The sequence below is a fragment of the Streptomyces sp. NPDC005423 genome (genome assembly GCF_040606415.1).
Taxonomy (GTDB): domain Bacteria; phylum Actinomycetota; class Actinomycetes; order Streptomycetales; family Streptomycetaceae; genus Streptomyces.
This window is the reverse complement of sequence record NZ_JBEXET010000006.1, coordinates 109,860-122,194: the sequence shown is the minus strand read 5'-3', so window position 1 is coordinate 122,194 and position 12,335 is coordinate 109,860. Positions and strand designations below refer to the sequence as shown.

General features: G+C 71.1%; 11 protein-coding genes. 1 reads left to right on the top strand and 10 read right to left on the bottom strand.

The features are described 5' to 3' along the window. Positions 1–2: 2 nt before the first annotated feature. From carB to pyrR, 6 genes are all read right to left on the bottom strand, one after another. Positions 3–3,311: a carbamoyl-phosphate synthase large subunit gene (gene carB / locus ABZT12_RS10590; protein WP_356380603.1), complete on the bottom strand. Its 3,309-nt coding sequence runs from the start codon at positions 3,309–3,311 to the stop codon at positions 3–5. Beyond that, on the bottom strand, positions 3,304–4,464 hold the full coding sequence (gene carA, locus ABZT12_RS10585; RefSeq protein WP_356380600.1) for a glutamine-hydrolyzing carbamoyl-phosphate synthase small subunit: 1,161 nt from the start codon (positions 4,462–4,464) through the stop codon (positions 3,304–3,306). The genes carB and carA overlap by 8 nt, the downstream gene beginning before the upstream one ends. Then, positions 4,461–5,027 (bottom strand): hypothetical protein, encoded by a 567-nt coding sequence (locus ABZT12_RS10580; RefSeq protein WP_356380597.1) that lies wholly within the window; start codon positions 5,025–5,027, stop codon positions 4,461–4,463. The genes carA and ABZT12_RS10580 overlap by 4 nt, the downstream gene beginning before the upstream one ends. Then, the gene (locus ABZT12_RS10575; RefSeq protein ID WP_356380594.1) at positions 5,024–6,310 is read right to left on the bottom strand and encodes a dihydroorotase; all 1,287 of its coding nucleotides are present in this window, start codon (positions 6,308–6,310) and stop codon (positions 5,024–5,026) included. Before ABZT12_RS10575 ends, ABZT12_RS10580 begins: the two co-directional genes overlap by 4 nt. 5 nt (positions 6,311–6,315) lie before the next feature. Beyond that, positions 6,316–7,293 (bottom strand): aspartate carbamoyltransferase catalytic subunit, encoded by a 978-nt coding sequence (locus ABZT12_RS10570; protein ID WP_356380591.1) that lies wholly within the window; start codon positions 7,291–7,293, stop codon positions 6,316–6,318. 118 nt (positions 7,294–7,411) lie between these two features. After that, the gene (gene pyrR, locus ABZT12_RS10565) at positions 7,412–7,984 is read right to left on the bottom strand and encodes a bifunctional pyr operon transcriptional regulator/uracil phosphoribosyltransferase PyrR (protein WP_356380588.1); all 573 of its coding nucleotides are present in this window, start codon (positions 7,982–7,984) and stop codon (positions 7,412–7,414) included. A gap of 253 nt (positions 7,985–8,237) precedes the next feature. Here pyrR and bldD point away from each other — a divergent pair, with 253 nt between their 5' ends. Next, on the top strand, positions 8,238–8,738 hold the full coding sequence (gene bldD / locus ABZT12_RS10560) for a transcriptional regulator BldD (protein ID WP_356380584.1): 501 nt from the start codon (positions 8,238–8,240) through the stop codon (positions 8,736–8,738). 226 nt (positions 8,739–8,964) lie between these two features. Here bldD and nusB read toward each other — a convergent pair whose 3' ends face one another. The 4 genes from nusB to ABZT12_RS10540 form a co-directional block, all read right to left on the bottom strand. Then, entirely contained in the window at positions 8,965–9,399 is a 435-nt protein-coding gene (nusB, locus tag ABZT12_RS10555; RefSeq protein WP_356380581.1) for a transcription antitermination factor NusB, read from the bottom strand. 2 nt (positions 9,400–9,401) lie between these two features. Beyond that, entirely contained in the window at positions 9,402–9,968 is a 567-nt protein-coding gene (gene efp / locus ABZT12_RS10550) for an elongation factor P (protein ID WP_356380578.1), read from the bottom strand. Between the two features lie 58 nt (positions 9,969–10,026). Continuing rightward, positions 10,027–11,136 (bottom strand): aminopeptidase P family protein, encoded by a 1,110-nt coding sequence (locus ABZT12_RS10545; RefSeq protein WP_356380575.1) that lies wholly within the window; start codon positions 11,134–11,136, stop codon positions 10,027–10,029. 148 nt (positions 11,137–11,284) lie between these two features. Beyond that, entirely contained in the window at positions 11,285–12,124 is an 840-nt protein-coding gene (locus ABZT12_RS10540; RefSeq protein ID WP_356380572.1) for a Pro-rich N-terminal domain-containing protein, read from the bottom strand. Positions 12,125–12,335 lie beyond the last annotated feature (211 nt).

Here is a 12,335-nt window from a genome sequence, read left to right as displayed (position 1 = left end):
CGCTAGCCGCGGGCCGCTGTCAGGTGTTCGGCGTGTTCCTGGAGCGAGCGGACGCCGACGTCGCCGTGGTTGAGGGCGTCGATGCCCTGGACGGCGGCGGCGAGCGCCTGGACCGTCGTCAGGCAGGGCACGGACCGGGCCACGGCCGCCGTACGGATCTCGTAGCCGTCGAGGCGGCCGCCGGTGCCGTAGGGGGTGTTGACGATGAGGTCGACCTCGCCGTCGTGGATGAGCTGGACGATGGTCTTCTCGCCGTTGGGGCCGGGGCCCTCGGACTGCTTGCGGACGACCGTCGCGTTGATGCCGTTGCGCCTGAGTACCTCGGCCGTGCCGGACGTGGCGAGCAGTTCGAAGCCGTGGGCGACCAGTTCGCGCGCCGGGAAGATCATCGACCGCTTGTCGCGGTTGGCGACCGAGATGAAGGCGCGGCCCTTGGTGGGCAGCGGGCCGTAGGCGGCCGCCTGGGACTTGGCGTACGCCGTGCCGAAGACGGAGTCGATGCCCATGACCTCGCCGGTGGAGCGCATCTCCGGGCCGAGCACGGTGTCGACTCCGCGGCCGTGGATGTCGCGGAAGCGCGACCACGGCATGACGGCCTCCTTGACGGAGATCGGCGCGTCGAGCGGCAGTTCGCCGCCGTCGCCGTGGGCCGGGAGCAGCCCCTCGGCGCGCAGTTCGGCGACGGTCGCGCCCAGCGAGATCCGGGCGGCGGCCTTCGCCAGTGGTACCGCGGTCGCCTTCGAGGTGAAGGGGACGGTACGCGAGGCGCGCGGGTTGGCCTCCAGGACGTAGAGGATGTCGCCGGCCATCGCGAACTGGATGTTGATCAGGCCCCGGACGCCGACGCCCTTGGCGATGGCCTCCGTCGAAGCCCGCAGCCGCTTGATGTCGAAGCCGCCCAGGGTGATCGGCGGCAGCGCGCAGGCCGAGTCGCCGGAGTGGATGCCGGCCTCCTCGATGTGCTCCATGACACCGCCGAGGTAGAGCTCGTGGCCGTCGTAGAGGGCGTCCACGTCGATCTCGATCGCGTCGTCGAGGAAGCGGTCGACCAGGACCGGCCGGGAGGGGCTGATCTCGGTGGACTCCGCGATGTAGGACTCCAGCCGGGTCTCGTCGTAGACGATCTCCATGCCGCGGCCGCCGAGGACGTACGACGGGCGGACGAGGACCGGGTAGCCGATCTCGTCGGCGATGGCCTTGGCGCCGGCGAAGGTGGTGGCGGTGCCGTGCTTGGGGGCGGGCAGGCCGGCCTCCGCGAGGACCTGGCCGAAGGCGCCGCGGTCCTCGGCGGCGTGGATCGCCTCGGGGGGCGTGCCGACGACCGGGACGCCGTTGTCCTTGAGCGCCTGGGCGAGGCCGAGCGGGGTCTGGCCGCCCAGCTGCACGATGACGCCGGCGACCGGTCCGGCCTGCTGCTCCGCGTGGACGATCTCCAGCACGTCCTCCAGGGTGAGCGGCTCGAAGTAGAGCCGGTCGGAGGTGTCGTAGTCCGTGGAGACGGTCTCGGGGTTGCAGTTGACCATCACGGTCTCGTAGCCGGCGTCGCTGAGCGCGAAGGAGGCGTGGACACAGGAGTAGTCGAACTCGATGCCCTGGCCGATGCGGTTGGGGCCGGAGCCCAGGATGATGACCGCGGGCTTCTCGCGCGGGGCGACCTCGCTCTCCTCGTCGTAGGAGGAGTAGAAGTACGGCGTCTTCGCGGCGAACTCGGCGGCGCAGGTGTCGACCGTCTTGTAGACCGGGCGGATACCGAGGGCGTGCCGCACCTCGCGGACGACGTCCTCGCGCAGGCCGCGGATCTCGGCGATCTGCTGGTCGGAGAAGCCGTGCCGCTTGGCCTCGGCGAGCAGGTCGACGTCGAGGCGGTCGGCGGCGGCCAGGTCGTCGGCGATCTCCTTGATCAGGAAGAGCTGGTCCACGAACCAGGGGTCGATCTTCGTGTGGTCGAAGACCTCCTCCCGGGTGGCGCCGGCCCGGATGGCCTGCATCACGCTGTTGATCCGGCCGTCGGTGGGCCGTCCGGCCTCCTCCAGCAGCCGGGTCTTCTCGCCGGGCTCCCGGACGAACGTGAACTGGCTGCCCTTCTTCTCCAGGGAGCGCAGCGCCTTCTGGAAGGCCTCGGTGAAGTTGCGGCCGATCGCCATGGCCTCGCCGACCGACTTCATGGTGGTGGTGAGGGTCGAGTCGGCGGAGGGGAACTTCTCGAAGGCGAAACGGGGCGCCTTGACGACCACGTAGTCGAGGGTCGGCTCGAAGGAGGCGGGGGTCTCGCGGGTGATGTCGTTCGGGATCTCGTCGAGCGTGTAGCCGACGGCCAGCTTGGCGGCGATCTTGGCGATCGGGAAGCCGGTCGCCTTGGAGGCGAGGGCCGAGGAGCGCGAGACGCGCGGGTTCATCTCGATGACGATGACCCGGCCGTCCTCGGGGTTCACCGCGAACTGGATGTTGCAGCCGCCGGTGTCGACGCCGACCTCGCGGATCACGGCGATGCCGATGTCCCGCAGGATCTGGTACTCGCGGTCGGTCAGCGTCATCGCCGGGGCCACGGTGATCGAGTCGCCGGTGTGCACGCCCATGGGGTCGAAGTTCTCGATGGAGCAGACGACCACGACGTTGTCGTTCCTGTCGCGCATCAGCTCCAGCTCGTACTCCTTCCAGCCGAGGATGGACTCCTCCAGGAGCACCTCGGTGGTGGGCGAGAGCGTGAGGCCCTGGCCGGCGATCCGGCGCAGTTCCTCCTCGTTGTGGGCGAAGCCGGAGCCGGCGCCGCCCATGGTGAAGGAGGGGCGGACGACGACCGGGTAGCCGCCGAGCGTCTCGACACCGCCGAGTACGTCGTCCATGGAGTGGCAGATGACCGAGCGGGCCGACTCGCCGTGGCCGATCTTCTGGCGTACGGCCTCGACGACGCCCTTGAAGAGTTCGCGGTCCTCGCCCTTGTTGATGGCCTCGACGTTGGCGCCGATGAGCTCGACGCCGTACTTCTCCAGGGTCCCCGCCGCATGCAGGGAGATCGCGGTGTTGAGCGCCGTCTGGCCGCCGAGGGTGGGCAGCAGGGCGTCCGGCCGCTCCTTGGCGATGATCTTCTCGACGAAGTCCGGGGTGATCGGCTCGACGTAGGTGGCGTCGGCGATCTCCGGGTCGGTCATGATCGTCGCCGGGTTGGAGTTGACCAGGATGACGCGGAGGCCCTCGGCGCGCAGGACGCGGCAGGCCTGGGTGCCGGAGTAGTCGAACTCGGCGGCCTGGCCGATGACGATCGGGCCGGAGCCGATGACCAGGACGGACTGGATATCGGAGCGCTTAGGCACGCTGGCCCTCCATGGGGACGGTGTTCATCAACGACGTGAAGCGGTCGAACAGGTAGGCGGCGTCGTGCGGGCCGGCCGCCGCCTCGGGGTGGTACTGGACGCTGAAGGCCGGCCGGTCGAGCAGCCGCAGCCCCTCGACGACCTGGTCGTTGAGGCAGACGTGGGAGACCTCGGCACGGCCGTAGGGGGTCTCGGAGACCTGGTCGAGGGGCGCGTCGACGGCGAAGCCGTGGTTGTGTGCGGTGACCTCGACCTTGCCGGTCGAACGGTCCTGCACGGGCTGGTTGATGCCCCGGTGGCCGTACTTCAGCTTGTACGTGCCGAAGCCGAGCGCGCGGCCCAGGATCTGGTTGCCGAAGCAGATGCCGAAGAGCGGGGTGCCGCGCTCCAGGACGGCGCGCATCAGGGCGACCGGGTGGTCGGCGGTGGCCGGGTCGCCGGGGCCGTTGGAGAAGAATACGCCGTCGGGCCGGACGGCGTAGATGTCCTCGACGGTCGCGGTGGCCGGCAGGACGTGCACCTCGATGCCGCGCTCGGCCATGCGGTGCGGGGTCATGCCCTTGATGCCGAGGTCGACGGTGGCGACGGTGAACTTCCTCTCACCGATCGCGGGGACGACGTACGCCTCCTTGGTCGCGACCTCGGCGGACAGGTCGGCGCCCGTCATCTGGGGGGCCTGGCGGACCTCGGCCAGCATCGCCTCGTCGGACCGGACGGTGCCGGTGCCGGAGAAGATGCCGACGCGCATGGCGCCGCGCTCGCGCAGATGGCGGGTGAGTGCGCGGGTGTCGATGCCGGAGATGCCGACGACGCCCTGGGAGCGCAGTTCGTCGTCGAGGGAGCGCTGGGAGCGCCAGTTGGACGGCGTGCGCGCGGGGTCGCGCACCACGTAACCGGCGACCCAGATCCGCTTCGACTCGAAGTCCTCGTCGTTGACGCCGGTGTTGCCGACGTGCGGGGCGGTCATCACGACGACCTGGCGGTGGTACGACGGATCGGTGAGGGTCTCCTGGTAGCCGGTCATGCCGGTGGAGAAGACGGCCTCGCCGAAGGTCACCCCCACGGCCCCGTAGGCGCGACCGCGGAAGATCCGGCCGTCCTCCAGGACGAGTACGGCGGGAGCCCTGTCGGCTCCCCTGGTGGAGGTGGTCATCGTGCGCCTTCCGTCTCGTTGATCATGCTGTTCAGGGTCTCGACCCACTCGGTGTGCTCGGCCGCGCGGTCGGAGCGGAAGCCGGAGTCGATCAGCTTGGAGCCGTGCTCCCAGGTGATGACGAGCAGTCCGCCCTCGCTGAGCACCTTCCCGGCGATGCCCTTGCCGAGCAGGGCCTCGCGCAGCGCGCCGACCGGGATGAAGAAGTCGGTGGCGCCGGGCCGTACGACCTCCACGCCCGCCTCCGTCAGGGTCAGCTCGGCCCGGCTCCGGGTGCCCAGGCCGTGCGCGACGATGCGGTCCAGCCACTGACCGGCGGTGGTGGAACCGTGGTAGCGGCCGCTCATGGCCAGTCTCACCGGACCCGGGTCCTCCGGCGCGGTGGGCAGCTCCGGCAGGTCGCCCTGGAGGGTGCCGCGCCACTTCCAGCCCTCGCGCATCAGCCAGTAGACGAGCACGACGAAGAGGGCGAGGCCGACGAGCCAGCCGATACGGGCGGCCCAGTCGGTCACCGGGGCGGACTTCTCCACGGCGGCGAGGTACGTCGGATGCTGAGGTGTCACGTGAGCTTCCCGTCGACGAGCGTGGCCTTGCCCCGGAGCCACGTGTGCGTGACACGGCCCGGCAGCTCACGGCCCTCGTAGGGGGTGTTGCGGCTGCGGGAGGCGAAGCCCGCGGGGTCCACCGACCCACGGTATGCGGTGTCGACGAGGGTGAGGTTGGCGGGCTCACCTGCCGAGACGGGACGGCCGTGGCCGGCGGCCCGGCCGATCGCGGCGGGCCTGACGGACATGCGGTCGGCGACGCCTGCCCAGTCGAGCAGTCCGGTCTCGACCATCGTCTCCTGGACCACCGACAGCGCGGTCTCCAGGCCGACCATGCCCATGGCGGCCGCGGCCCACTCGCAGTCCTTGTCCTCGTGCGGGTGCGGGGCGTGGTCGGTGGCGACGATGTCGATCGTCCCGTCGGCGAGCGCCTCGCGCAGCGCCCGCACGTCCCGCTCGGTGCGCAGCGGCGGGTTGACCTTGTAGACCGGGTCGTACGTGCGGACCAGCTCGTCGGTGAGGAGGAGGTGGTGCGGGGTGACCTCGGCGGTGACGTCGATGCCGCGGGACTTGGCCCAGCGGACGATCTCGACGGAGCCGGCGGTCGAGAGGTGGCAGATGTGGACGCGGGAGCCGACGTGCTCGGCGAGCAGGACATCCCGGGCGATGATCGATTCCTCGGCCACCGCGGGCCAGCCGCCGAGCCCCAGTTCGGCCGAGACGACGCCTTCGTTCATCTGGGCGCCCTCGGTGAGGCGCGGCTCCTGGGCGTGCTGGGCGACGACTCCGCCGAAGGCCTTCACGTACTCCAGCGCCCGGCGCATGATCACCGCGTCGTCGACGCACTTGCCGTCGTCGGAGAAGACGGTGACACCGGCGGCCGACTCGTGCATGGCGCCCAGCTCGGCGAGTTTCCTGCCCTCCAGGCCGACGGTGACGGCGCCGATGGGCTGCACGTCGCAGTAGCCGTGCTCCTGGCCGAGCCGGTAGACCTGCTCGACCACACCGGCGGTGTCGGCGACCGGGAAGGTGTTGGCCATGGCGAACACGGCCGTGTAGCCGCCGCTCGCCGCGGCTCGGGTACCGGTCAGGACCGTCTCGGAGTCCTCGCGGCCGGGCTCGCGCAGATGGGTGTGCAGGTCGACGAGGCCGGGCAGCAGCACCCTGCCGTCGGCGTCGACGACCTCGGCGCCCTCGGACGGCAGACCGGTGCCGACCGCCTCGATCAGCTCGCCGTCGACCAGCACGTCCTGCGGCTCGCCGCCGAGCACCTTCGCACCACGGATCAGGATCTTGCCCATGTGACTTACTTCTCCTCGATACGGCTGTGGCTGACGGCGGGTTCGTTGCCGCCCAGGAGCAGATAGAGCACGGCCATGCGGATGGAGACTCCGTTGGTGACCTGTTCGACGGCCGTGCAGCGGTCGGAGTCGGCGACCTCGGCGGTGATCTCCATGCCTCTGACCATCGGCCCGGGGTGCATCACGATGGCGTGTCCGGGCATCTTCGCCATCCGGTCGCCGTCGAGGCCGTAGCGCCGCGAGTACTCGCGCTCGGTCGGGAAGAACGCGGCGTTCATCCGTTCGCGCTGGACGCGCAGCAGCATCACCGCGTCGGACTTGGCGAGCGTGCCGTCGAGGTCGTACGTGACCTCGCAGGGCCAGGACTCGACGCCGACCGGGACGAGGGTGGGCGGGGCGACCAGGGTGACCTCGGCGCCGAGGGTGTGCAGCAGGTCCACGTTGGAGCGGGCGACGCGGCTGTGCAGGACGTCGCCGACCAGGGTGATGCGCTTGCCGGCCAGGTCCTGGCCGATCCCGGTGTCCCGGCCGACCAGCCGGCGGCGCATGGTGAACGCGTCGAGCAGGGCCTGCGTGGGGTGCTGGTGGGTGCCGTCGCCCGCGTTGATGACGGCGGCGTCGATCCACCCGGAGGTGGCGAGCCGGTAGGGGGCTCCGGAGGCGCCGTGCCGGATGACGACGGCGTCGACGCCCATGGCCTCCAGGGTCTGGGCAGTGTCCTTGAGGGACTCGCCCTTGGAGACGCTCGACCCCTTGGCGGTGAAGTTGATGACGTCCGCGGAGAGGCGCTTCTCGGCGGCTTCGAAGGAGATCCGGGTCCGGGTGGAGTCCTCGAAGAAGAGGTTGACCACGGTTCGGCCGCGCAAGGTCGGCAGTTTCTTGATCGGCCGGTCGGCGACCCGGGCCATCTCCTCGGCGGTGTCGAGGATCAGGACGGCGTCGTCGCGGGTGAGGTCGGCGGCCGAGATGAGATGACGCTGCATCTGTCAGGCTCCGTAAGGCAGTTCAGGTTCGGGGCACGGGGGTCCGGGGGTCTCCCCCAGGTGGCACGGACCGGGCGGGCGTGGGCAGCGGCGTACGGGGGTGCCGTACGCGGGCGTGCTACTGCCGTTCGCCCGGGGCGGGCCGCTTCGCGCCGAGCAGCACGGTGTCGCGACCGTCCTCCTCGGCGAGCTGGACCTTGACCGTCTCCCGCAGCGACGTGGGGAGGTTCTTGCCGACGTAGTCGGCGCGGATGGGCAGTTCGCGGTGGCCGCGGTCGACGAGGACGGCGAGTTGCACGGCACGGGGGCGCCCGATGTCGTTCAGGGCGTCCAGGGCGGCGCGGATGGTGCGGCCGGAGAAGAGCACGTCGTCGACGAGGACGACGAGCCGGCCGTCGATGCCGTCACCGGGGATGTCGGTGCGGGCCAGCGCGCGCGGCGGGTGCATGCGCAGGTCGTCGCGGTACATGGTGATGTCGAGGGAGCCGACCGGGATCGTGCGGTCGGTGATCTCCGCCAGCTTGACGGCGAGCCGCTGGGCGAGGAAGACGCCCCGGGTCGGAATGCCGAGGAGCACCACGTCGTCGGCGCCCTTGGCGCGCTCGACGATCTCGTGGGCGATGCGGGTCAGTACCCGTGCGATGTCAGGGCCTTCGAGTACGGGCCTGGCGTCGGACGCTTGAGTGTCCATGAGAAACGGACCTCCTTCTCCGCCTCACTGGACGGACGTTAAAGGACGTCGGATTTGCGCCATCCACGGTAGCAGGCTCCAGCCGCCCCCCAGATCACCCGTGTGGAGCAATCGGCCACGGCCGCCGCGGAACCGTCGGTGCGGACCATTCGGCTTGACGCAACAGAGTAACGCTGCGTAACCTCACAGTGAGTTACCAGCCGCGCGGCGCGGAACCCAGCCTGCCGCGTCGACACAGTGTCCGGGGAGCCATATGTCCAGCGAATACGCCAAACAGCTCGGGGCAAAGCTCCGGGCCATCCGCACCCAGCAGGGCCTTTCCCTCCACGGCGTCGAGGAGAAGTCCCAGGGGCGCTGGAAGGCGGTCGTGGTCGGGTCGTACGAGCGCGGGGACCGTGCCGTGACCGTGCAGCGCCTTGCCGAACTGGCGGACTTCTACGGGGTCCCGGTGCAGGAGCTGCTGCCCGGCAGCACGCCCGGCGGGGCCGCCGAGCCGCCGCCGAAGCTGGTTCTCGACCTGGAGCGCCTGGCGCACGTGCCGGCCGAGAAGGCGGGCCCGTTGCAGCGCTACGCGGCGACGATCCAGTCCCAGCGCGGTGACTACAACGGCAAGGTGCTCTCGATCCGCCAGGACGACCTGCGCACACTCGCCGTCATCTACGACCAGTCGCCCTCGGTCCTCACCGAGCAGCTGATCAGCTGGGGCGTCCTGGACTCGGACGCGCGGCGCGCGGTCTCCCACGACGAGGGCTGAGCCGCTCCACGCCTGAGCAGAAACGTGCCGCCGGGGCGGCCGGAACTTCACGGTTCCGGCCGCCCCGGCGGCTCTCTGCGGGCCTCGGAGGCCTCACGGGCATCAGGAGACGCCGGAGGGCCCGCAGCATCGGTGACGTCCGTGCTGCGGGCCCTCCGGCGTTCTTCGTACCACCTGTACCGCCTGTACCGCCTGTGGTGCGTGGATCGCCTGAGCCCGAGAGGGCCTAGGACTCGTCCCGGCGCAGCGAAGGCTTGAGGTCCTTGAACCGGCCGAGCAGGCCGTTGACGAACGAGGGCGACTCGTCCGTGGAGAACTCCTTCGCCAGCTGCACCATCTCGTCGAGGACGACGGCGTCCGGGGTCGCGTCGACCCAGATCAGCTCGTACGCCCCCAGCCGCAGGATGTTGCGGTCCACGACCGGCATCCGGTCGAGCGTCCAGCCGACCGAGTACTGCGCGATGAGGTCGTCGATGCGGCGCGCGTGCTGTGCGTACCCCTCGACGAGCTCCATCGTGTACTCGCTCACCGGCGGCTGCCGGGTGTCGTCCCGGGAGAGCCGGATCCAGTCCGCGAGGACGGTCAGGACGTCGGCGTCGCGCTGGTCGCCCTCGAAGAGGATCTGGAAGGCGCGCTTGCGGGCCGTGTTGCGGGCAGCCACGGTTAGCTGTTCACCCGGCCGAGGTAGTCACTGGAACGCGTGTCTACCTTGATCTTCTCACCGGTGGTGATGAAGAGCGGGACCTGGATCTGGTAGCCCGTCTCCAGGGTGGCGGGCTTGGTGCCGCCCGTGGAGCGGTCGCCCTGGAGGCCCGGCTCGGTCTCCTGCACGACCAGTTCGACGGCGGCCGGCAGCTCGACGAAGAGCACCTCGCCCTCGTGCTGGGCGACCGTGGCGGTGAAGCCCTCGATCAGGAAGTTGGCGGCGTCGCCGACGGCCTTGCGGTCGACCATGAGCTGGTCGTAGGTCTCCATGTCCATGAAGACGAAGTACTCGCCGTCCATGTAGGAGAACTGCATGTCGCGCTTGTCGACAGTGGCCGTCTCGACCTTGACGCCGGCGTTGAACGTCTTGTCGACGACCTTGCCGGAGAGCACGTTCTTGAGCTTGGTGCGCACGAAGGCAGGGCCCTTGCCGGGCTTGACGTGCTGGAACTCGACGACGGACCAGAGCTGGCCGCCTTCGAGCTTGAGTACCAGGCCGTTCTTGAGGTCGTTCGTGGAAGCCACGGTTGCGGAATCTCCTGGACTGACGTGGACGACCACGGGGCGGGCGCACAGCGCGAGGCTAGAGCGCGAGCAGCTCCTTGGTCGTGATGGTGAGTAGCTCGGGTCCGCCGTCCGCCTCTGGGCGCACGACGAGCGTGTCATCGATCCGGACACCGCCCCGGCCCGGGAGGTGGACCCCCGGTTCGACGGTGACAGGCACGCAAGCGTCCAGTTTACCCATGGCGGAGGGGGCCAGCTGCGGGTCCTCGTCGATTTCGAGCCCGACCCCGTGCCCGGTGAGCGGTACGAGGTGCTCGGCGTACCCGGCGGAGTCCAGTACCTGGCGGGCCGCGCGGTCCACGTCACGGCAGGCCGCACCGGGTACCAGAGCCTCGCGTCCGGCGCGCTGGGCGGCGAAGACCACGTCGTACAACTCGATCTGCCAGTCGGCCGGAGAGGTGCCGATGACGAAGGTACGGCCGATCTCGCAGCGGTAGCCGCGGTAGGCGGCACCGAGGCAGACGGAGAGGAAGTCGCCCTCCTCGACGCGGCGGTCGGTGGGGGCGTGGCCGCGCCGGCCGGCGTTCGGGCCGGTGGCGACGGAGGTGGCGAAGGCGGGCCCGTCGGCGCCGTGGTCGACCAGCCGCCGCTCCAGTTCGAGGGCGAGATGGCGTTCGGTACGGCCGACCAGGATCGACTCCAGCAGCTCGCCGAGGGCCTGGTCGGCGATCTCGGCGCCGATGCGCAGGCAGGAGATCTCCTCCTCGTCCTTGACCACCCTGAGCTGCTCGACGGCGCCGCCGAGGTCGGCGAGGCGGAGCGTGGGGGCGACCGAGCGGAGGGCGCGGTGGCGGGCGACGGTGAGGTGGTGCTCCTCGACGGCCATCGACTCGGCGCCCTGCGCCGCCGCCAGGCCGGCGGCGGCCACGGCCGGGTCGCCGCCCGGGGCGCCGTCCAGGATGTGCAGGCGGAGGGACTCGTCGGGGCGGCCGTCCGCGGGGCGTTCGTCCGGTGGCCCGGCGCAGAGGAGGAGGTCCTCGCCCCCGCCCAGCAGCAGGACGGCGTCCTGCGGGGCCGCGCCGGTCAGGTAGCGGACGTTCGCGGGGCGGGTGACCAGCGCGGACTGGCTGCCGCCGGCTTGGCCGCGTTCCCTGAGTCGTGCCCGGCGGGCTGCGTAGACCTCTGACATGAGTCGAGCGTAGGAGCGCTGCCGGGATTGTGCCGGTTGGGAGGTCGTTCGGGGGACGGCGGGCGGGCGCGTCCGGCTGGACGCCGGGTGCGGGGCGGCGGGGGCCGGTCGCGTGCTTCTCCGCGCCTCCGGGTGGCAGCGGCCGCCCTCACCACTGGGGCGGGCTCGCTATCGAGCGTGCGAGCACGTCGTCCAGGAGCTGGGCCGTCTGCGCTATGTCCAGCTGGGAGTTGTCGATGATCGGCAGCCCCGACCCGTACCAGCCGGCCATGCGGCCGTGGATACGAGCGACCTCCTCGTCGCTGAGGCGGCGGTTGCCGGAGCGTTCCGCGTTGCGTTCCAGGACGATCTCCAGGCCCGGCAGGAGGACGACGGGGAGGAGGCCGGGGCCGACATGACGCTTCCAGCCGCCGAGGCCCACGACGGGGCGGTCGGGGAAGACGGCGTCGTCGAGGATGCAGGAGATGCCGTTGGCGAGGAAGTTGCGCGCGGCGAAGCCGCAGGTGCGGCGGGCCAGGCGGTACTGCGCCTCCGAGTGGTCGTTCCACCCCGACTGCGGGTCGGCGAAGCCCGAGCGCACCCATTCGCGTACGTCGTCCAGGCTGATGTGGGCGGTGGGCACCCGGCGGTGGTCGGCCCAGTACTTCGCGACGCTCGTCTTGCCGGCGCCCGCGGGGCCGATCAGCAGCACCGCGAGGGTGGTGGACGTCGGGTCGGGGGCGGTCGCGGCCGGCGGTGCGGCGGGCATCGGCACGGGGCCGCCCGGGGGCAGCCGTACGTGGCCGGTGGTGTCCGGGACGGGCGGCGCGACGGGTTGCTGCGGCACGGGCGGCACCGGCCCCACGGAAGGCGGGGCGTAGCCCGGGGGCGCGGGCGGGGGGCCCGGATGGTGCGGACCCGGCTGCTGTCCGGCCGGCGACCAGCCGCCGGGGGGGCCCTGCCCCGGCTGGTGGGGCGGCGGCAGCGGAGACCCCACTGCGTGCTGCATCCGGTGCCACTCCATCTCGTCTGTTCTCGCTCGTTCGCCTCCGGGGCGGCACAGCCGGGGTCGAGTCCGCGACCGTGCTCACCGCACCGGCTCACTCGCAGCGGGCAATGGGCGCTGGCAGCGGGGCACGAACCCCACTCCCTACCGAACGGTACCGTCCCCGGCCGGCATTTGGTGAACGGCCGGGACGGACCCGAAGTGCCCGGCCCCG